The sequence below is a fragment of the Thiosulfatihalobacter marinus genome, from assembly GCF_016019955.1.
Classification (GTDB): Bacteria; Pseudomonadota; Alphaproteobacteria; order Rhodobacterales; family Rhodobacteraceae; genus Shimia; species Shimia marinus_A.
The window spans coordinates 381,422-401,141 of record NZ_JAECRZ010000001.1; the positions used below are offsets into that span (position 1 = coordinate 381,422).

The 19,720-nt window shown below is 63.1% G+C and carries 19 protein-coding genes; 6 read left to right on the forward strand and 13 right to left on the reverse strand.

Going from position 1 to position 19,720, the window contains the following annotated elements; all coding sequences use genetic code 11:
• Window positions 1-2: 2 nt before the first annotated feature.
• Window positions 3-2,087 (forward strand): ComEC/Rec2 family competence protein, encoded by a 2,085-nt coding sequence (locus I3253_RS01835; RefSeq protein ID WP_197915914.1) that lies wholly within the window; start codon window positions 3-5, stop codon window positions 2,085-2,087.
• A 5-nt stretch (window positions 2,088-2,092) separates the two neighbouring features.
• On the opposite strand, the gene lexA is transcribed toward I3253_RS01835, so the two are convergent.
• The 5 genes from lexA to I3253_RS01860 all read right to left on the reverse strand — a co-directional run bounded on the left by lexA (window position 2,093) and on the right by I3253_RS01860 (window position 7,078).
• A complete protein-coding gene (gene lexA, locus I3253_RS01840; RefSeq protein WP_197915915.1) occupies window positions 2,093-2,797 on the reverse strand; it encodes a transcriptional repressor LexA in 705 nt (234 codons plus the stop codon).
• 100 nt (window positions 2,798-2,897) lie between these two features.
• Window positions 2,898-3,761, reverse strand: a complete 864-nt coding sequence (gene gluQRS / locus I3253_RS01845; protein ID WP_197915916.1) for a tRNA glutamyl-Q(34) synthetase GluQRS — start codon at window positions 3,759-3,761, stop codon at window positions 2,898-2,900.
• The gene (locus I3253_RS01850; protein WP_197915917.1) at window positions 3,758-4,369 is read right to left on the reverse strand and encodes a class I SAM-dependent DNA methyltransferase; all 612 of its coding nucleotides are present in this window, start codon (window positions 4,367-4,369) and stop codon (window positions 3,758-3,760) included. The genes gluQRS and I3253_RS01850 overlap by 4 nt, the downstream gene beginning before the upstream one ends.
• A gap of 36 nt (window positions 4,370-4,405) precedes the next feature.
• A complete protein-coding gene (trmFO, locus tag I3253_RS01855; protein WP_197915918.1) occupies window positions 4,406-5,749 on the reverse strand; it encodes a methylenetetrahydrofolate--tRNA-(uracil(54)-C(5))-methyltransferase (FADH(2)-oxidizing) TrmFO in 1,344 nt (447 codons plus the stop codon).
• 543 nt (window positions 5,750-6,292) lie between these two features.
• A complete protein-coding gene (locus I3253_RS01860) occupies window positions 6,293-7,078 on the reverse strand; it encodes an enoyl-CoA hydratase (RefSeq protein ID WP_197915919.1) in 786 nt (261 codons plus the stop codon).
• Between the two features lie 58 nt (window positions 7,079-7,136).
• Between I3253_RS01860 and I3253_RS01865 the strand changes: the two genes are divergently transcribed.
• The 3 genes from I3253_RS01865 (at window position 7,137) to rpsI (ending at window position 8,712) form a co-directional block, all read left to right on the forward strand.
• Window positions 7,137-7,562, forward strand: coding sequence for a PaaI family thioesterase (locus I3253_RS01865; protein ID WP_197915920.1), 426 nt, complete (start codon window positions 7,137-7,139; stop codon window positions 7,560-7,562).
• Window positions 7,563-7,764: 202 nt separating this feature from the next.
• Window positions 7,765-8,223, forward strand: coding sequence for a 50S ribosomal protein L13 (gene rplM, locus I3253_RS01870; protein ID WP_197915921.1), 459 nt, complete (start codon window positions 7,765-7,767; stop codon window positions 8,221-8,223).
• Between the two features lie 3 nt (window positions 8,224-8,226).
• Complete coding sequence (gene rpsI, locus I3253_RS01875; protein WP_197915922.1) at window positions 8,227-8,712, forward strand: 30S ribosomal protein S9; 486 nt, start codon at window positions 8,227-8,229, stop codon at window positions 8,710-8,712.
• Window positions 8,713-8,772: 60 nt separating this feature from the next.
• Here rpsI and I3253_RS01880 read toward each other — a convergent pair whose 3' ends face one another.
• The 8 genes from I3253_RS01880 to guaA form a co-directional block, all read right to left on the reverse strand.
• Window positions 8,773-10,032, reverse strand: coding sequence for an alpha/beta hydrolase (locus I3253_RS01880; protein ID WP_197915923.1), 1,260 nt, complete (start codon window positions 10,030-10,032; stop codon window positions 8,773-8,775).
• A complete protein-coding gene (locus I3253_RS01885) occupies window positions 10,032-10,652 on the reverse strand; it encodes a TetR/AcrR family transcriptional regulator (RefSeq protein ID WP_197915924.1) in 621 nt (206 codons plus the stop codon). Before I3253_RS01885 ends, I3253_RS01880 begins: the two co-directional genes overlap by 1 nt.
• A complete protein-coding gene (gene ppk2, locus I3253_RS01890; RefSeq protein ID WP_197915925.1) occupies window positions 10,645-11,514 on the reverse strand; it encodes a polyphosphate kinase 2 in 870 nt (289 codons plus the stop codon). The genes I3253_RS01885 and ppk2 overlap by 8 nt, the downstream gene beginning before the upstream one ends.
• A gap of 63 nt (window positions 11,515-11,577) precedes the next feature.
• Complete coding sequence (gene metA / locus I3253_RS01895; protein WP_197915926.1) at window positions 11,578-12,501, reverse strand: homoserine O-acetyltransferase MetA; 924 nt, start codon at window positions 12,499-12,501, stop codon at window positions 11,578-11,580.
• A 36-nt stretch (window positions 12,502-12,537) separates the two neighbouring features.
• Entirely contained in the window at window positions 12,538-13,407 is an 870-nt protein-coding gene (locus tag I3253_RS01900) for an ATPase (protein ID WP_197915927.1), read from the reverse strand.
• A gap of 143 nt (window positions 13,408-13,550) precedes the next feature.
• Window positions 13,551-14,456 (reverse strand): DMT family transporter, encoded by a 906-nt coding sequence (locus I3253_RS01905; protein WP_197915928.1) that lies wholly within the window; start codon window positions 14,454-14,456, stop codon window positions 13,551-13,553.
• A 41-nt stretch (window positions 14,457-14,497) separates the two neighbouring features.
• Window positions 14,498-15,367 carry a DMT family transporter gene (locus tag I3253_RS01910; RefSeq protein WP_197915929.1) on the reverse strand — a complete coding sequence of 290 codons (870 nt, stop codon included), beginning with the start codon at window positions 15,365-15,367 and terminating at the stop codon, window positions 14,498-14,500.
• Window positions 15,368-15,620: 253 nt separating this feature from the next.
• On the reverse strand, window positions 15,621-17,180 hold the full coding sequence (guaA, locus tag I3253_RS01915; protein ID WP_197915930.1) for a glutamine-hydrolyzing GMP synthase: 1,560 nt from the start codon (window positions 17,178-17,180) through the stop codon (window positions 15,621-15,623).
• A 165-nt stretch (window positions 17,181-17,345) separates the two neighbouring features.
• Between guaA and I3253_RS01920 the strand changes: the two genes are divergently transcribed.
• Complete coding sequence (locus I3253_RS01920; RefSeq protein WP_197915931.1) at window positions 17,346-18,047, forward strand: MgtC/SapB family protein; 702 nt, start codon at window positions 17,346-17,348, stop codon at window positions 18,045-18,047.
• 128 nt (window positions 18,048-18,175) lie between these two features.
• Window positions 18,176-19,720, forward strand: a complete 1,545-nt coding sequence (locus I3253_RS01925) for a trimethylamine methyltransferase family protein (RefSeq protein WP_197915932.1) — start codon at window positions 18,176-18,178, stop codon at window positions 19,718-19,720.

A 19,720-nucleotide genomic window follows, 5' to 3' on the forward strand; every position in this document is an offset into this window, starting at 1 on the left:
GCTTGCGCGCCGTCAACGAGATCCGGCTGGCCCTGCTGGGGCAGAGGGGGCATTTGTTTGCCTGGGCACCGGTTTTCCTTGGGGTTGGGATCGGTCTGTATTTCCTGTTGCGGCGCGAACCGCCGGTTGCGGCGCTGTGGGGCGCGGGTATCGGGGCGATGTGCCTTGGCGCCGGTGCGCTGCGCGGCGGCGCGGTCTCTGGTCCGTTGCTTTGGGCGCTGGCGCTGTTGGTGGCGGGGTTTGCGCTGGCCGGGGCGCGGGCGCATGCGGTGGCCGGGCCGGTTCTGACCTGGCGCTATTACGGGCCGGTCGAAGGCACCGTGGTGGGGATAGACCGGTCGGCCTCGGACGCGGTGCGCCTGACCCTGGCCAATGTGGTGCTCAAGGGCATTGCCCCCGCCGACACGCCGCGCCGGGTGCGGGTGTCGTTGCACGGATCCCAAGGCTATATCGATCCGGCGCCGGGACTGCGGGTGGGGCTGAGCGGCCACCTGTCGGCCCCGAACGGGCCGGTGGAGCCGGGCGGGTTCGATTTCCGGCGCCATGCCTGGTTTCAGCGGCTTGGCGCGGTGGGCTATACCCGCAGCCCCGTGCTGGAACTGGGGCCACCCGCCGGGCGGCGGGACGTGTTTGCCTTTCGCATGTGGCTGTCGGGGGCAATTCAGGCGCGGATGCCCGCCGATGTGGCCGGGTTCGGCGCGGCCGTGACAACCGGGGACCGGTCCGGCATTGCGCTGTCGACCATCGAGGCGCTGCGGATATCGAACCTGGCGCATCTGTTGGCGATTTCCGGTTTGCACATGGGGCTGTTGGCCGGGTTCGTGTTTGGCGCTGTGCGGGTGGGGCTGGCGCTGGTGCCGGCGGTGGCGTTGAGGATCCCCACGCGCAAGGTGGCGGCGGTGGCGGCGCTGGTGGCTTCGGCGGGATATCTGATGCTGTCGGGGGGCAGCGTGTCGACCGAGCGGGCATTCGTGATGACAGCGGTGATGTTGATGGCGATCCTGTTCGATCGCCGGGCGCTGAGCCTGCGGGCGGTGGCGATGGCGGCGCTGGTGGTTCTGGTGTTGCGTCCCGAGGCGCTTTTGGGGCCGGGATTTCAGATGTCCTTTGCCGCGACAACGGCGCTCGTGATCTGTTTTGGATGGTTGCGTGACCGCGAGATCGCGCTGGGGCCACGCTGGATGCGGCCGGTGGCGGCGGTGTTCCTCTCGTCGCTGGTGGCCGGGCTGGCCACGGCGCCCTTTGCGGCGGCGTTCTTTAACCAGGTGGCGCATTATGGCCTGCCTGCCAACCTGGTGTCGGTGCCGGTCATGGGCATGGTGGTGGTGCCCTCGGCCGTGGCGGCGGGGCTGTTGGCGCCGCTGGGTCTGGAGCAGATCGGGCTTGTGCCGATGGCGCTGGGGCTGCGCTGGATACTGGGCGTGGCGGAATTCGTTGCCGGGCTGGAGGGCGCGCGTGGCACGGTGCCCAGCCCGCCGGGCTGGGTGATACCGGTGCTGGCGTCGGGCGCGTTGGGGCTGGGGCTGTGGCAGGGCAAGGCGCGGTGGGCCGGGGTTGTGGTGATGGTGCTGGCGTTGGCGGGCTGGACGCAGGCGCGCCGCCCGGATGTGCTGATTGCCGATAGCGGGGCGCTGGTTGGGGTGATGACCGTGCAGGGCCGCGCGCTGTCCAAGCCGCGCGGACAGGGGTTCGTGGCGCGCAACTGGCTGGAAAACGACGGCTCGGCGCTGGATCAGGCCAGGGCAGCGGGGCTGTGGCGGGCCCCGTCGGCGGAAAGCCGGAAGGGCGTGCGCATCGTTGATCTGGGCGAAACGGGGCGCCTGATCCATGTGCAGGGCAAGACCGGGCTGGCCGGGTTCGATGGGTGCGCACCGGGGGATGTGGCGGTATTTTCGGAACAGGCTGGCGGGGAATGGCCCTGTGATGTTTACGATCCCGCCCGGTTGAAACGGCTGGGCGCGGTGGCCATCCGGATGCGCAACGGTCAGCCGATGTTCCGCACCGTGCGCGAGGCCAGTGGCACCCGGCTTTGGAGCGGCGCGCGCCGGCAAGGGAAATCGCCGGCAAGGCAAACCCGCGAAAGATAGAACGTTCAGTAGGTTCGGATCAGCCCGACAAGACAGCCCTGCACCTTGACCTTGTCTTCGGGATAGACGCGGGTTTCGTAGGCCGGGTTGGCGGCCTCGAGCGCGATGGAACTACCATTGTGATGAAAGCGTTTCAGCGTCGCCTCCTGGTCCTCGACCAGCGCGACGACGATGTCGCCATTATCGGCGGTAGAGGATTCGCGGATGATGACCACGTCACCGTCATTGATCCCGGCCTCGATCATCGAATCGCCCTTGACCTCGAGCGCGTAATGCGAGCCGCCCGACGAAAGCATCTGTCCGGGAACCGCGACGTGATGATCGACATGGCTGATCGCCTCGATCGGGACCCCGGCGGCGATCTTGCCCATCACGGGCAATTCGCGGGCAAACAGCTGAACCTCGTCCCGGGAGATATTTGCCGGTTGCGTGGGGGAGGGATGCGGTCCGTCGATCACGCGGGGCGTGAATCCGGTGGTTGGGGCACCGCCCATGGATTCGGGCAGTTTCACGACCTCGATGGCGCGCGCCCGATGCGCGAGGCGGCGGATGAAGCCGCGCTCTTCAAGGGCGGTGATCAGACGGTGAATGCCGGATTTGGAGCGCAGATCCAGCGCATCCTTCATCTCGTCAAAGCTGGGCGGGACGCCATCGCGCTGCACGCGTGTGTGGATGAATTCCAGCAGGTCGAGTTGTTTCCTGGTCAGCACGACGGGCCCTCCGAATAAGAATATGTCTTTGTTCTATACATGTTCTGGTTTTGTGTCAATCATTTGGCGAACGGAAGGGAAACAATGGGCGAAGACCGCCCTATAATCCAACCTTTTCGCGAATGTCCTGCGGGGTGGCGCCGTCGGCGCGGTATTTGGCAATGGCGCGGGCATCGTCACGCTTGGCCAGCCGCTTGCCGGCGGCATCGCGGATCAGGCGATGATGGTGATAGGTTGGGGTGGCCAGCCCAAACAGTTTCTGAAGGACGACATGGATTTGCGTGGCGTCGAACAGGTCAGTACCACGGATCACATGGGTGACGTTCTGCGCGGCATCGTCCAGCACGACAGACAGATGGTACGAGCCGGGAAAATCTTTTCTGCTCAGAACAATATCGCCGACAGTTGAAGTTAGTTTCTGCATGTCGATACTGATCGCACGGGTCGTGCCAGTCCCGGTTTCCCGAAAATTCAACCGGGTATCGGGCGCGCCGATCACCTTCAGGGCGGCAGCCATGTTCAGGCGCAGGACTGTCCCGTCGGGCATGACAGGCGGGCGTGGTTTTGCGCGGCAGGTTCCGGGATAGATCAGCCCGTCCGGCCCATAGGCGGGTGCGGCGCCTTCCTGGGGTGCGGATGCCGCGGCGCCGATGTCGCGGCGCGTACAGGTGCAGGGGTAGATCAGGCCCCGACGCCACAACCCGTCCAGCGCGGCCCGATAAGCGGTCAGGTGGTCGGATTGGCGCTGGGGCGGGGCGTCCCAGGCGATGCCCAGCCAGGCGAGATCGTCATAAATCTGCGCTTCCCAATGGGGCCGGCAGCGCGTGCTGTCGATGTCTTCGATCCGCAACAGGAAACGCCCGCCCGCCGCGCGCGCCATGTCATGGGCCAGCAGGGCGGAATAGGCATGGCCCAAATGCAGGGGGCCGGTGGGGGACGGGGCGAATCTTGTTGTGAATGTCACGTTTTTTCAACAACATAAACCATGGCGTGAATGTTGCGCGTGGGCAGGTGGGGGCCGTGTTCACGATGCAGGAGCCGCAGTGCGCCCACATCGACATATTCGTTGAGCCGGGCCTCGTAGGTCGGATCCCTGAGCGCGTGGTCGTTATACGAGAATGTCATGAAGCCACCGCGTGCCAGCAACCCGGTCAGGGTATCGAACACGGCGAGCGGCGCCGCACCGGGACCGATCACGCCAATGGCGGCAATGGCCTGATAATCGCCAGGCTGCACGGGCAAAGGCCCCGCGCCATCGACCTGAGTAAGGGTCCGGTAGATACCCTTGGCACGGGCCTGTTCCAGCATCTCCGCAGAAAGATCGATCCCGTCGATCGTGGAAAACCCCTCGGCGCGCAGGGCGAGGCCGGACAGGCCGGTGCCACAGCCGAAATCGAGGATCGGCGCGTCGGGCTGTTTCAGGTGCCGGGCCAGCGCCCGGGCGCATCGCCCCGGCGTGACATAGCCGTTTTCGGCGACTTCGGCCTCGTAGGTGGCGGCCCAGTCGTCATAGAAATCGGCGACACCCTTGCCGATATACTCATAGACGATATCTAGAAATTTTCGGGTCATGCCCCGATTAAAGCCTGTGGCGCCGGGTTCGTCCAGTCAGCTTTGCGCCGCGAGCCAATCCCGCCAGTCGGCCTTGGCGCGGTCGGTATAGGCCTTGTAGCGGTCCTTGCGCCCGCGCCGCCCGCCTTTGAGCCCGTCAACCGGTTGAAAAAGACCGAAATTCACATTCATCGGCTGAAATGTCTTGGCCTCGGCACCACCGGTAATGTGATGCACCAAAGCCCCCATGGCGGTGTTCGCAGGCGCGGTTGAAAGCGGTGTGCCCAGCATCTGGGCGGCGGCCAGACGGCCCGCCAAAAGCCCCATCGCGGCGCTTTCCACATAGCCCTCGACGCCCGTCACCTGCCCGGCAAACCGAATATTGGGACGGGATTTCAGGCGCATCTGATCGTCCAGAAGCGTGGGCGCGTTGAGGAACGTGTTGCGGTGGATGCCGCCAAGACGTGCGAAAGAGGCGTTTTCCAGGCCCGGGATCATGCGGAACACATCGGTTTGCGCCCCATATTTCATCTTGGTTTGAAAGCCGACGATATTATACAATGTTCCCAATGCATTATCCCGGCGAAGTTGAACCACCGCCCAGGCTTTTTCGTCGGGCTTGTGGGCGTTGGTCAGGCCGACCGGTTTCATCGGCCCGTGGCGCAAGGTTTCGCGGCCGCGTTCCGCCATGACCTCGATGGGCAGGCAGCCGTCGAAATAGCCGGCGGTCTCGCCTTCGTGGAACTCGGTCTTGTCGGCGGCCAGCAGCGCGTCGATGAACGCCTCGTACTGGTCGCGGTTCATGGGGCAGTTGAGATAGGCCTTGCGTTCGGCCTCGGTTTCCCCCTTGTCATAGCGCGATTGCATCCAGGCGACGTTCATGTCGATCGTGTCGGCATAGACGATCGGGGCGATGGCATCAAAAAACGCCAGCCGTTCGGCGCCGGTTTCGGCCTGGATTGCGGCGCCCAGTGCCGACGAGGTGAGCGGTCCGGTGGCAATGATCCAGTGGCCCTCGGTGGGCAGCGTGGTGATTTCGCCGGTCTCGACGCGCAGATTGGGCAGGGCGCGCAGCGTTTCGGTGACGCCTTGGGCAAAAAGATCGCGATCGACCGCCAGCGCGCCCCCGGCGGGCAGGCGGTGCTTGTCGGCCATGGCCATGATCAGCCCGTTGGCGGCGCGCATTTCCCAATGCAGCTGGCCGACGGCATTCTGTTCATCGTCATCCGAGCGGAACGAATTGGAGCAGACCATCTCGGCCAGGTGGCCGGTCTGGTGGGCAAAGGTGCCGACATGCGGGCGCATTTCGTGGATGACCACGGTCACACCCATTTGCGCGGCCTGCCAGGCGGCTTCGGAGCCGGCCATGCCGCCACCGACGATATGCAATTCCTGTGTCATGACCGCGCACATAAGTCAGACCGGGCGGTTTGGAAAGAGGGGATGCGGGTCGCCGCGGTCATGGCGAGGCCAGAGAGATGTGACCCTGGAGGGACTATTTGCCGGCGGCGACCCGAAGTTTGCGAAAAATCGCATTCGCTCTGATGCGTTTATGGCATGTCGGGCGTGGGGCGCATAGCGGAGATCGGGAAAAACAGGTGCCCGGAATTGGAAACAATTCGAGCGATTTTCCGCGCAGGGATTGGCTGGGAAAAGTGGCGCGGCTTTCGGTGGGTCGAGGTAAGCGACAATGACCCCCGAAAGCCCGCGCAACCCACGCGCGGCAGGTAATATCCGCGCGCTGAGCGATGGATCGGCGGCCATCTTGTGGGAACACCGCCGAGATGCGCCGCTTCGGTCCTGTCCCGCAGGTTGGATCGAGGCAGCCTGCCACAGCCAGAGCCGGGGCATGATGGGATCACTTTGCGCCAGATTGGCGGTTGGAAAAACCGCCGCCTGGGAAAAACACCGTTGCGAGGCAAGAAACGGCCAAAGATCAGGGTGTTACTGAGCCCAGTTCGGATCGCGTTTTTCAAGGAAGGCGCTGATGCCTTCCTCGGTGTCGCGAAAGAGCATGTTCTCGACCATCACGTCGCCGGTATAGGCATAGGCCTGATCCAGCGGCATTTGCAGCTGGGTATAGAACGCCTGCTTGCCGATCTTGACGGCGGCGCCCAGCTTGCCGGCGACGGTTTCGGCCAGCGCGCGCGTGGTGTCGTCAAGCTGGTCGGCTGGGGCAGTGGTGTTGATCAGGCCAAGCGCCTCGGCCTCGCCACAGGACAGGAACCGGCCGGTGGTCAACAGTTCGAACGCTTTCTTGCGCCCGATATTGCGGCTGAGGGCAACCATCGGGGTTGAGCAGAACAGGCCGATATTCACGCCGTTTACGCCAAAGCGCGTGCCATGCGCCGCCACGGCCATGTCGCAGCTGGCGACCAGCTGGCAGCCCGCGGCGGTGGCGATGCCGTGCACGCTGGCGATCACCGGCTGGGGCAGGGACTGAATGGTTTGCATCATGGTGGCGCAGCGGTCGAACAGATCCCTGAAATAGGCCTTGCCCCCATCTGGCGCCTGACGACCGGCGGTCATCTGTTTCAGGTCATGCCCGGCGCAGAACGCCTTGCCGGCTCCGGCGAGCACGACGGCGCGGACCGAGGCTGTGTCGCGCAGCGCCTCGAACTGGGATTGCAGCGCCGCCAGCATTTCATCCGAAAGCGCGTTCAGCCGCTCGGGCGCGTTCATCGTCAGGTAGGCGACGGCGTTCGTGTCGTGACGTTCCAGCAATTCCATCTTGTCCTCCCGGGGGTTTGCGGCAAGCTTAGCCGCGACAGGCAGGGAGGAAAAGCACATGCAGGCAGTGATGAGCACGGACGAGATGATGGCGTTCCTGACAGAGGTGTTTCCACAGGTTCGCGACGATTTCGAAGTGGAAGAGATGGACGGGGTGAACACGGTGGTGCGGCTGAAGGTGGCCGAACGGCATCTGCGCCCCGGCGGCACGGTGTCCGGCCCGGCGATGTTTTCGCTGGCCGATGTCACCGCCTATGTGGCGACGATGGCGCGGATCGGGAAAGAGGCGTTGACCGTCACGACGAATTGCAGCCTGGATTTCATGCGCAAACCCGAGGCGGGAAAAGACCTGATCGCCCGGGCCCGGCTGTTGAAGCTGGGACGCACGCTGTCGGTGACGGATATCCTGATCTATTCCGAAGGCGGCCAGGAACCGGTCGCCCGCGCCAGCATGACCTATGCGATACCGCCAGGGCAGGCTTGACGGGGCTGACAGTAAGCGATGCGCGGTGTCAGGCGCGGGATTTTGTGGGGTATTTTGATACCTATTTTGTAAGGCATTGAAATGCTTAAATTAAATGGTGCAGACGCCGCTTGACGCGCGTTTTGCGTACAGTATAACCCGTCCATCGAATTTCGGCGCGCCGGGATTCCGGCAACCCTGTCAACCAATCTGGAAGACCAATATGAAAACCTACTCTGCTACCCCGGCAGACATCGACAAGAAATGGATCATCATCGACGCCGAAGGCGTGGTGCTGGGCCGTCTTGCATCGATCGTCGCCATGCGCCTGCGCGGCAAGCACAAGGCCACCTTCACCCCGCATATGGACATGGGTGACAATGTCATCGTGATCAACGCGGACAAGATCCAGCTGACCGGCAAGAAGCGCGAAGAAAACTACTATTGGCACACCGGCCACCCCGGTGGGATCAAGGAACGCACCAAGCAGCAGATCCTGGAAGGCGCACATCCCGAACGCGTGGTGATGAAAGCGGTTCAGCGTATGCTGCCGGGCAACCGCCTGAGCCGCAAGGTTATGACCAACCTGCGCGTCTATGCCGGTGCCGAACATCCGCACGAGGCGCAGCAGCCCGAAGTGCTGGATGTCAAATCCATGAACAAGAAAAACACCCGGAGCTAATCAATGGCTGATCAAATCAACTCGCTTGAAGAGCTGAACGCCGTTGCCGGTGAAGAAGCTATTGTCGAAGTCGCCGCCCCGCGCGAACCCGTTCGTGACGAATTTGGCCGCTCTTACGCGACCGGCAAACGGAAAGACGCCGTGGCCCGCGTGTGGATCAAGCCCGGTTCGGGCAAGGTGATCGTGAACGGCAAGGACCAGGACAAGTATTTTGCCCGTCCCGTGCTGCAACTGATCCTGCGCCAGCCCTTTCAGGTGGCTGGTGTCGAAGGTGAATTCGACGTTGTCGCCACCGTCAAGGGCGGCGGTCTGACCGGTCAGGCCGGTGCGGTCAAGCATGGCATCTCCAAGGCGTTGCAGCTGTACGAACCGTCCCTGCGCGCACCGCTGAAGGCCGCCGGCTTCCTCACCCGCGACAGCCGCGTTGTGGAGCGCAAGAAATACGGCAAGCGCAAAGCCCGCCGTTCGTTCCAGTTCTCCAAGCGTTAAGACGTTTTTCGAGGGACAGTATCGCAAAGGGCTGCCCGGCCGGGCGGCCCTTTTTTCGTGTCAGGAGCCGTCACCGATTGCCAGGCTATCGGCATAGGTGGCAGGAAAGGTCCAGACCGCCCCTTCCTGGCGCACCAGGCCGCGCTTGTGTGGCGGGTTGCCTGACAGAAGCGTCAGAAGTATGTCGCTGCTGGCCCAGGGGGAGGACCGGAAATACCAATGACCGTTGCCCAGGGTGGCGCCCTTTGCATCTGTGACATCGATGAGGGCAAGCCTTGAGATGTCCGCGAGGCGGTCTTCGATCGGTTCGGATGTGGCGCTGCTGTCCCAGACCTGGCCCAGGCGGTGTTCGCCAAACAACAGGCGCGACATGGCCAGCGCGGAATCCTGCCCGGACATGTAGATCGAGAGCTGGTCCATGCCGTCAAGCAGCCCGTCGGCCAGGGCCTCGGAAAAATAGGTGCGGTCAAGGTCGCTGCCGATCAGTATGACCTGCCCCAGCCGCGCCCGGCCATGGCCGCCCCGGTTGAGCAGCGCGATCTGGTAGGCGGTTTCGAACACCAGCCGCGACCCGGCGCTGTAGCCGATCAGATTCACCCGGCGCACATTGGTATTGGCGGACAGGAATTCGATCAGCGAGCGCAGGTTGCGGCGGGTGGCGCTGGCGGTTTCGATATCCTTGAAATAGGCCAGCCGGCTGGGGGTGGCGGGCCAGTTGTAGCTGATGAAGGCGCCGCGATAACCCAGGTAATGCTGCAATTCGCGCGAGACCAGCGTGGGATAGGCGAAATCCACGTTGTAGCCATGCACATAGATATAGGCATCGCGGCTGCCGGAGCGGGCCAGCTGTTGATTGATCTGTTGCGCAAAGGCCTTTCGTCCGTCTGGCGGGGTGTCCATGGGCAGTTCGGCCACGAGCGGGTTGGGTGGGTCGGCTGGCAGCCCGCCGATCTCGGTTACGCCGGTCACGGTGAGGGTGCGCGGCGGGCCGTCATCCTGTCCAAGAGTGATGGCACGCATCGCGTCGCGGTCCGCCAGCGGCGGGGTCATGGCTACATCGGCGGTGCCGACACGCAGGACAAACCCGCGGCGGTTTGCGTAGAAGGCGCTTTTGTCTTCGGTGGTGGCCGGGGCGCGGTCGGTCGCATAGAACAGCGTGTTTTGCGTTTCGATCCTGCGCCCGGTATCCCCGAGAAATGGCTTGGCCGCGCCGCTGGTGTAAAGGGCCGGGGGCGGCATCAGGCCGATTTCATTATAGCTTTTCTCGCCACAGGCGGCGAGCGTGAGGACGATGGCGATCATGCCAATCCATTTTGTCATCATGCGTCCTGACCAATCAGCCCGAGACCGCGCAGATACACGCCAATACCGGTTTCCAGCAGATCCTCGGGAGAAAACGGGCTTTGGGTGCCGGGCGAATTGCGGGCGTACAGTTCGACCACGCCGTGGCTCATGGCCCAGATATGGGCCGAGAACATGCTTGGGGGGGGGCGTTTTTCCGGTGCTATGTGCTGGCTCAGATCATTGGCGGCGCGCTCCATCACGCCGCGGGCGCGGGCCGCGACCTTGGCCAGTTCGGGCGTGCGATTGACGGGAACGCCGCTTTCGAACATGGCGATGTAATGTCCGGGATACTTGCGGGCAAAGGCGAGATAGGCGCGCCCCGTGGCCTCGAAACTGGCCAGCGCCGAAGGCTGGCCCTTGTCGTAGGCGTACTGCATCAGGTCGGCGAAGATCTCGTAGCCCTGCCGCGCGGCCTCGGCAATCAGGTCTTCGCGGCCCTCGAAATGGCGGTAGACGGCGGCGGGCGTGACCCCGGCCTGTTTGGCCGCTTCGGACAGGGTAAAGCCCGTCGGGCCCCTGACCTCGATCAGTTGCAGGGCCGCTTCGACAAGGGCCTGGCGCAGATTGCCGTGATGATAGCCGCGTTTCTTAGGCATTCCAGATGTCTGGCCCTCCGCAGATCAGGGGATCGACCGCGCCGATATTGCGCGTGTCCTTGCGATCATAGTCGAGCGCGTGCAGCACGGTGCGCATGGCGTTCAGACGGGCGCGGCGCTTGTCATCCGAGCGAATCACAGTCCAGGGGGCGGTGCCGGAATGGCTGCGCTCCAGGGTTTCGCCAATGGCGGCGGTGTAATCGTCCCAGCGGTTCAGGCCCTCGACATCGATCCAGCTAAGTTTCCACTGTTTGAGGAGGTCGCTTTCGCGCGCCAGAAAACGGCGCAGCTGTTCGGCGCGCCCGACATTCATCCAGAACTTGAACAGATGGATTCCATCATCGACCAGGGTCTGTTCGACCGCGCCAACCTGGCGAAAGAATGTTTCGCGCTGATCGTCGGTGCAAAACCCGAACACTTTCTCGACCACGCCGCGATTGTACCAGGAGCGATCGTAGAACACGATGTCGCCGCCCGAAGGCAAATGATCGATATATCGCTGGAAATACCACTGGGTCTGTTCCGCCTCGGAGGGTTTGGCCAGCGCCACCACGCGCGCGCCACGTGGATTAAGGTGTTCGCGGAAGCGTTTGATTGTACCGCCTTTTCCGGCAGCATCACGCCCCTCGAATACCATGGCGATCCGCGCGCCTGTTGCCTTGGACCAATGTTGCAGCTTGACCAGTTCGATTTGCAGTGCGCGCAGTTCGGATTCATAGGCTTTCCGATTCAGCCGCTCGGAATGGGGGAAGTCCGGATCGAGCAGTTCGCCCTTGTCGGCACGTTTGATGGCGTTGCGGATCGTTGAGGGTGCGGTGGTTCTGTAGAAGGCGCTGATCGCCCCGTCGAAAGGCAGCTCCATGAAAGCTCTCCGTTTTCAGACACTATGACCGGCAGCGGCTGGGAGTGCAATCGGGCGGCGGGTTCAGGCGCCGATCGCATTCATGTCATATGGCGTGGTTTCGTAAACCTCGGTAATCCAGTTGCCATAAAGAAGGTGCGCATGGCTGCGCCAGCGATTCTGCGGCGGGCGCGAGGGATCATCATTCGGGTAATAGTTGGCTGGCACGTTGATGGGCGTGCCCTCGGCCACGTCGCGATCATATTCCTGTTTGAGCGTGTCGCTGTCATACTCGAAATGGTTGAAGATATAGAGCGCGCGATGGGCGCTGTCCTGAACAAGGCACGGGCCGACCTCGTCGCTGGACAACAGTGTCCTGAGCGCGGGAACCGCATCGATCTCGGCCTGTTTCATTTCCGTCCAGCGGCTGACCGGGATCACGCAATCGTCTGAAAATCCACGTAGATAGTGGCTGGCCGGGTCCATGTTGCGATGCCGGAAACAGCCAAAGGCCTTGGCGTTCAGCATGTGTTTCTTGACACCATGAAAATGGTTGATCATCGCCATGCCGCCCCAGCAGACGCCAAATGTGGAATGCACATGGGTTTGGGTCCAGTCAAAGACTTCGCACAGTTCGTCCCAATAGGTGACATCGGTGAACGGCAAATGCTCAATCGGTGCGCCAGTGATGATCAGCCCGTCGAATTTCTCGCCCGTGGCCTTCACCTCGGAGAAGGGGCGATAGAATTCAGCCATGTGTTCGGCGGCGGTGTTGCGGGTTTGATGTTCGCTCATGCGGATCAGAGACAGCTCGATTTGCAGGGCTGTGGCGCCGATCAGCCGGGCGAACTGGTTTTCCGTCTGGATCTTCTTTGGCATCAGGTTCAGCAGGCCGATGCGCAGCGGGCGAATATCCTGACGGGCGGCCTGATCCTCGGACATGACCATCACGCCTTCGCGCGTGAGCACGTCAAAGGCGGGCAGGTCCGAGGGCAGTTTGATCGGCATGTCAGGCGCTTTCCTGGTTTGGTTTGAGCGATTGAGTTAGGCGTTTGCGGCGCGCGCCTCAAGGGCGGTGGCGATCAGGTCTTCGAAATCGGATGGGTCGCGCAGCTGGCTGACCTCTTGCGCGGTGACGGTTACGCCCCATGTCGCCATGGCCGCATAGCGCGGCTGGCGGTGGGCCAGCGCCTGGGCATAGGTCCAGCGGACAAAGGCATCCGGGTTGACCTGTTCTTCGGTCAGTGCATTGTCGGCCAGGTAGGTTTCCCAGCGCGATTTCAAAAAGCCGGGCTGGTAATACATGGGCTTGGGCGCGCGGTCGAAACGGCGGACAAGCTCTTCGGTATGGGCTTCGGATCCCTTGATCCAGACCATCAGCGCGCAATCGGAAAGTGCTTTCATGACAGGGTCTTGCGGGTTTTCCGCATCGACCACCTCGCAGATGGATCCACCACTGTCGCAAACAAAATGATCATAGCCATAAAGCGTATTGGCGCGGTCAATGAAATGCGCGGTGTCCAGCAGCGCGGCGGTTTCGGCAATGCGGTGCTGCTCTTGCCGGCGCAGGTATTCGGCGAAGGGGACGCCGCCCAGATCGGGGTTGCCGGGTTTGCCGAGATAGGTGGAGAGGGGGGCGAGGTTGTTGAAGGTGATGTTGGAGCCGATATAGATCGAGTCTGTCATCAGCAGCTCGCGCAGAAACGGGTTCTTCATCGCCTCGCGCTTGGCGTTGTCGGCGATGTATTCACCCATGTAGCGGGTGCCGATACGGTAGTCGACGGAATAGTGAAACCAGGCGCCGCTATCCCGTAACATGTTGGAAACATGCGTTTTTCCAAGGCCGGACATGCCGAATAGCAGCACCTTCCTGTGCGTCGCGTCGCGCCAGTCACGGGCGGAATTGTAGATCATGCCACGACCCTTCTTGCCGGTTGTCCCGGTGGTGGTAGCCGCCTGTGCGAAGGGGGTCAACGGCTATGCGCGATCGCTCCCCGGGCGACGGAACCCCGTGTCGGCATTGCGTCGGTATCGCGTCGGTATTCCAACGGTGCGGATCAGCGGCGCAATCGGCCCGCCAGCCGCCCATCGATCACCAGCAGCCCAAGCGCCAGCAGGCCGAAGCCAAGAAAGGCGCGGGGCGCGAGGGTTTCGCCCAATACCAGCGCGCCAAGACCGATGGCAAAAGGCGGGATCAGAAGGGTGACGAGGAGCAGATTGCCGCTCCCGGCCATGTCCAGCACCCGGTAATAGAGCAGATAGGCCCCGGCGGTTGCAATCAGCGATGCAAACCCCAGGGCGACAAGCGTGGGGGCAGGCAAGGCCAGGGTGAACGGGCCTTCCATAAGCCACGCGGTGGGCAGGATCATCAGGCTGGAGGCGGTGAGCATCCCGGCAGCCGCGATTTGCGGGGGCAAACCGCGCAGGGTGCGGCGCGCCCATGCCCCGGCCAACGCATAGCTCAGTGTGGCGGCCAGCGCGGCAAGCTGAGCCAGGCTGCGCGGGTCGAATCGGGCAAGATTGTCCAGCCCGATGGCGACGGCCACCCCGATAAAGCCAAGGCTTACGCCCACCCCCTTGCGCAGGGTCAGCCGTTCGTCATCAAAGACCAGCGCCGCGACCAGCACCGCAAAGATCGCCGTGGCCGCGTTGAAGATCGAGGTCAGCCCGCTTTCGATATGAAGCTGCGCCCAGTTGAGCAGGGAAAACGGCAGCACGTTGTTGAGCAGCCCCATGACGACAAGCGCGCCCCACAGACGGGGCTGTCGGGGCAGGGGCAGTCGCATGGCCAGAACCACACCCCACAACACAAGCGCCGCCCAGGCGGTGCGATGGGCAACCAGCGTCAGCACGCCGATTTCATCCAGCGCGATACGGTTCGCCAGGAAAACGCCGCCCCAGATCAGGGCAAGAAGGCCAAGCTCCAGCCAGGCGCGCAGAGAAAGGTGCTTTTGCGGTGTCATGGCGGCAACCTAGACAATTGCCAGGCCGGCAGCGACCCGGATCATGCGCTTTTCGGGCGGCGCGTCTGGGTCCAGATATTGAGGTAATTGCCGCCAAAGATCATCAGCGCGCCAAGCACGACGAAAATGTCAATCGGCTCGTCATACAGCAGCACCCCGACCACGGCGATCAGCGGCAGGCGGATGAAATCGATCGGCATGACCACGGTGGCCGGGGCAAGGCGCAGCGCCGAGGTCAGGCAGAAATGCGCAAGAAGCCCGGCACAGCCGATCAGCACCAGCCACGGGACAGAGGCCGCCGAAGGCAGGGCGATATCGCCGTCGATCCCGGCGCTGATCAGGCCAAAGGCGGCCTGCATCACGGTAAGGTAAAACAGGATGCAGGTGATCGTGGCAGTACGGGTCAGCCTGCGGGTGAACAGGGCCGACAGAGCAAAGCCGATGGCCGCCAGCGCCGCGGTGAGCTGGCCGATTTCGAAGGTCTCGGGCGAGGGGCGGGCCACCACCAGGATACCGGCAAAGCCAACTATGGCCGCCAGCGCACCAACCGGCGTGATGCGTTCGCCAAGGATCAGCGGGGCCAGCAGGATCGCCCAGAGGGGCGAGGTGAATTCCAGCGCGAAAACCTGTGCCAGCGGAATAACTGTGATCGAGTAGAACCACAGGTTCTGACCGGCGAAGTGGCTGATATTGCGGATGAAATGCAACCCCAACCTGTCCCGGTTGATCTGGGTATGGGTGCCGGTGGCGCGCGCGACGCACAATACGATGATGACGCCGACAAAGCTGCGGTACATCATGATTTCAAAGGTATCCAGCTCCAGGCTGACGGCGCGCCCGGCCACGGCCATGGAGGTGAAGGAAAAAATCGCGCCGCTCATCCAGAGCGCGGCTTTGAACGTGTCGCTCATTCGGGATCCTTGCCGGGTCAGGGTGCGTTGCCCTTGCGGGCCGGTGGCCGGGCCGTGGAGGCGCGTTCGCGCGGCACGGTTGCAACGACAAATGAAAGACGTGTGTAGTGCATCGAGGCCCCCTTGGCCCCTGTTTCGCCGAGGTGGCCCGGATATTCCAGACAATTCTGTACATGTGAAGCTATCCGGGGCGGGCGCCGGACGAAAGCGCCGCCCATCGGGGGCGGCGCCCGTTATTGGATGGGCAGGAGGCCTACTCCCACTCGATGGTCCCCGGCGGTTTGGAGGTCACGTCATAGGTGACGCGGTTGATGCCCTTGACCTCGTTGATGATACGGGTGGCGGTTTCGCCGAGGAATTCATGCGTGAACGGGTAGTAATCGGCTGTCATCCCGTCCACGGAGGTGACGGCGCGCAGCGCGCAGGCGTAATCATAGGTCCGACCGTCCCCCATCACGCCCACCGTGCGCACGGGCAGGATGGCGACGAATGCCTGCCAGATTTCATCGTAAAGGCCGTGTTTGCGGATCTGGTCGATATAGACGGCATCGGCCTCGCGCAGGATGTCGAGCTTTTCACGAGTGATTTCGCCGGGGCACCGGATGGCCAGGCCCGGACCGGGAAAGGGGTGACGGCCGATGAAGCTGGGCGGCAGGCCGAGTTCACGCCCCAGGGCGCGGACTTCGTCCTTGAACAGTTCGCGCAGCGGTTCGACCAGTTTCAGGCCCATCTTTTCGGGCAGGCCGCCGACATTGTGGTGTGACTTGATCGTCACCGAAGGCCCGCCCGAGAAGGAGACCGATTCGATCACGTCGGGATACAGCGTGCCCTGGGCCAGGAATTCCGCGCCGTCGATCTGGTCGGCGTATTTCTGGAACACGTCGATGAACAGCTTGCCGATGATCTTGCGTTTGGTTTCGGGGTCGGATTGCCCCTCGAGCGCGCCAAGGAACAGCTCGGTTTCGTCGGCGTGGATCACCGAGAGGTTCATGTTGTCACGGAACATGCCCACAACTTCTTCGGCCTCGTTCTTGCGCAGAAGGCCGTGATCGACAAAGACGCAGGTAAGCTGATCGCCGATCGCCTCGTGGATCAGGGCCGCCGCCACCGAGGAATCGACGCCGCCGGACAGGGCGCAGATGACATTCTTGTCGCCCACCTGTTGCCGGATGGTTTCGACCATCTCGTCGCGATAGGCGCCCATGGTCCAGTCGCCCCTGAAGCCTGCCAGGCGGACGAAATTCTCGTACAGTTTCGCGCCGTTGGGTGTGTGGTGCACCTCGGGGTGGAACTGAACCGCGTAGAAATGGCGCGCGGTGTCGGCGGTGATGGCAAACGGCGCGCCGGGAGAGGTGCCGAACACCTCGAAGCCGGGGGCCAGGGCGCTGACATGATCGCCATGCGACATCCAGACCTGTTCGCGCCCTGTCTGGAACCAGCCGTCAAGCAGGTCGAGCTTGCCCTTGGGATCGACATAGGCGCGGCCGAATTCGGCGGTGCCGTGGCCTGACTGAACCGTGCCGCCCAGTTGGGTCATCATCACCTGCTGGCCATAGCATATGCCCAGGATCGGAACGCCCAGCTCAAAGATCTCTTGCGGCGCGCGCGGAGAGCCCTGGCGGGTGACGCTGTCCGGACCGCCCGAGAAGATGATCGCCCGGGGCGCCATCTGGCGGACCATGTCCATGGTCACGTTCTGGTAGGGGTGGATTTCGCAATAGACGTTCAGCTCGCGCAGGCGGCGCGCGATGAGCTGCGTTACCTGGCTGCCGAAGTCGATGATGAGAAGGCGGTCATGGGATGTGTCAGACATGCGCGCGCCTTAGATTACGGACGGGTTTTTCGCAAGAGGCAATGCGCGGCGACACCGCGACGGAGGGCCGGGCGCAAGTTTTTCTGTACATAGAAACGCTATGCAAAGTATATACATGAATCGGCAAGGACTGTTCGGGATGACCGGCGTGAAAAGGGCGGAGCGATGGCGGAACTGACGGCGATTCAACTGGATGAGGCGGCGCTGAACCTGACCTTGGCGCTGTTTTGCGGCGCCTTGATCGGGTCCGAGCGGCAGGTACGGCAGCGGATGGCGGGGCTGAGGACCAATGCCCTGGTGGCGGTCGGGGCTGCGAGTTTTCTTGTGTTTTCATCGCTTTACCCTACTGAGCTGAGCCCAACCCGGGTTGGGGCGCAGGTGGTTTCCGGGATCGGGTTCCTGGGCGCCGGGATCATCTTTCGCGAAGGTTTCAACGTGCACGGGCTGAACACGGCGGCGACGTTGTGGTGTTCGGCGGCGGTGGGTGTGATCGCGGGGGCCGGCGCGCCGTTGTTCGCGGTCGCGGCAACGTCTGCGGTGATCTTTGTGAACCTGGGATTGCGGCCGCTGGTCAAATGGCTGAAACGCAAGACCCGTGCGGGGATTCCGATGACGCAGGAATACCGCATTCAGCTGCGCTGTGTCGAAAAGGATGCCACGAAAGTGCGCGCGCAGGCCATGCAGGCGCTGTCGCAACGCGGAGTGCAGGTGCTGGGATTCGATCTTGCGCGGAATGACGGGCAGGTGGATCTGGACATCCAGATCTCGATCAGCGACATGGCCGACACGCTTGAAAATGTGATTTCGCCGCTGATGATCGACAGCCGGGTGGACAAGGTGAACTGGGACATCGTTTCGGAAAGCTGACGGCAACGCGAAGAAACCCGGACGGAATGTCGCTTTTCTACGCCAATGGCCGTTATCTTCCACAGAGCCCCTGAGCGCGCGCGCTAAACAGTTGCGGAACGCGAACATCCATTGGCGGAGTAAGAGTCATGGCAGAAGCAGCGACACGTCGGCGCGGACGGTCCGGGGGCGGCGCGGCGCGCCGGGCGGAACGGACCGGTCTGAAGATCGAGACCGCGAAATTCATCGAACGCAACATCCCGGTCTTCGAGGTGCTCAACGACGAGGCGCTGGAGATCATCGAGGCCAATGCCGATACGGTGCTGGAAGAGGTTGGCGTGAATTTCGTCAACAACCCGGCCGCGCTGGAACGCTGGCGCAAGGCTGGCGCGGATGTGGAAGGCGAGCGGGTGCGCATCCCGCGCGGCCTGGCGCGGCAGCTGTGCAAGACAGCACCGTCGCGGATCACGCAGCATGCGCGCAATCCCGAACGCAACGTCGAGATCGGCGGCAACACGTTGGTTTGCGCGCCGGTCTACGGACCGCCCTTTGTGCGGGACACCGCCGGCGGACGGCGCTATGCCACGATGGCGGATTTCGAGACCTTCGTGAAGCTGGGCTATATGTCCAAATGGCTGCACCATTCGGGCGGCACGGTTTGTGAACCCACGGATGTGGCGGTGAACAAGCGCCACCTGGACATGTTGCTGGCGCATATGACGCTGAGCGACAAGCCGTTCATGGGGTCCGTCACGGAACCCAGCCGCGCCCAGGACAGCGTGGACATGTGCGAGATCCTGTTCGGCAAGGATTTCGTGCAGAACAACACGGTGATGACATCGCTGATCAACATCAACTCTCCGCTGACGTTTGACGATGTGATGATGGGCGCGCTGGAAGTGTATGCGGCCAACAACCAGGCCTGCATCGTGTCGCCCTTTATCGTGGGAGGCGCCATGGCGCCGGTGAGCGTGGCGGGCACGTTGACACAGGTTCTGGCCGAAGTTCTGGCCGGTATCGCCTATTCCCAACTGGTCCGGCCCGGCGCGCCGGTGATTTTCGGGGCCTTCGTGACCTCGATCGACATGAACTCGGGCGCGCCCACTTTCGGCACCCCCGAAGCGAGCCATATCCTTTATGGCGCCGGTCAGCTGGCGCGGCGCATGGGGCTGCCGTTCCGGTCGGGCGGGGGGTTGTGCGGATCGAAACTGCCGGATGCCCAGGCGGCCTATGAAACCGCGCATACGCATAACGCGGCCTTGCTGGGGGGCGTGAACTTTATGCTGCACAGCTGTGGCTGGCTGGAAGGCGGGCTGGTGTCCAGTTTCGAGAAATTCGTGATGGATGCCGACCAGTTGGGTGTGTTGCACCACCTGGCGCGCGGTATTGCGGTGGACGAGAACGCCCAGGCGATGGACGCGATCCGCGAGGTGGGGCCGGGCGGGCACTATCTGGGATGCGCGCATACGCAGGCGAATTTCAAGGGCGCGTTCTGGCGCACCGAGATGCTGGATTACAAGCCGTTCGAAACCTGGGCGGACGAGGGCGCGCGCGACACGCAGGCGCTTGCGGGGGCGCGGGTGGAACGCCTGTTGGCCGGCTATCAGAAACCGGCCATGGACCCGGCTGTGGAAGAGGCGCTGCGCGCCTATGTGGCGGAAAAGAAGGCCTCGATGCCGGACGCCTTTGTCTGA

Coding starts and splice junctions, on each gene's coding strand:
- I3253_RS01850 (WP_197915917.1), bottom strand. CDS start 4,369: ATGACCCGAAAATTTCTAGATATCGTCTATGAGTATATCGGCAAGGGT.
- trmFO (WP_197915918.1), bottom strand. CDS start 5,749: ATGACACAGGAATTGCATATCGTCGGTGGCGGCATGGCCGGCTCCGAA.
- I3253_RS01860 (WP_197915919.1), bottom strand. CDS start 7,078: ATGGAATTGCTGGAACGTCACGACACGAACGCCGTCGCCTACCTGACG.
- I3253_RS01865 (WP_197915920.1), top strand. CDS start 7,137: ATGCAGGCAGTGATGAGCACGGACGAGATGATGGCGTTCCTGACAGAG.
- rplM (WP_197915921.1), top strand. CDS start 7,765: ATGAAAACCTACTCTGCTACCCCGGCAGACATCGACAAGAAATGGATC.
- rpsI (WP_197915922.1), top strand. CDS start 8,227: ATGGCTGATCAAATCAACTCGCTTGAAGAGCTGAACGCCGTTGCCGGT.
- I3253_RS01880 (WP_197915923.1), bottom strand. CDS start 10,032: ATGACAAAATGGATTGGCATGATCGCCATCGTCCTCACGCTCGCCGCC.
- I3253_RS01885 (WP_197915924.1), bottom strand. CDS start 10,652: ATGCCTAAGAAACGCGGCTATCATCACGGCAATCTGCGCCAGGCCCTT.
- ppk2 (WP_197915925.1), bottom strand. CDS start 11,514: ATGGAGCTGCCTTTCGACGGGGCGATCAGCGCCTTCTACAGAACCACC.
- metA (WP_197915926.1), bottom strand. CDS start 12,501: ATGCCGATCAAACTGCCCTCGGACCTGCCCGCCTTTGACGTGCTCACG.
- I3253_RS01900 (WP_197915927.1), bottom strand. CDS start 13,407: ATGATCTACAATTCCGCCCGTGACTGGCGCGACGCGACGCACAGGAAG.
- I3253_RS01905 (WP_197915928.1), bottom strand. CDS start 14,456: ATGACACCGCAAAAGCACCTTTCTCTGCGCGCCTGGCTGGAGCTTGGC.
- I3253_RS01910 (WP_197915929.1), bottom strand. CDS start 15,367: ATGAGCGACACGTTCAAAGCCGCGCTCTGGATGAGCGGCGCGATTTTT.
- guaA (WP_197915930.1), bottom strand. CDS start 17,180: ATGTCTGACACATCCCATGACCGCCTTCTCATCATCGACTTCGGCAGC.
- I3253_RS01920 (WP_197915931.1), top strand. CDS start 17,346: ATGGCGGAACTGACGGCGATTCAACTGGATGAGGCGGCGCTGAACCTG.
- I3253_RS01925 (WP_197915932.1), top strand. CDS start 18,176: ATGGCAGAAGCAGCGACACGTCGGCGCGGACGGTCCGGGGGCGGCGCG.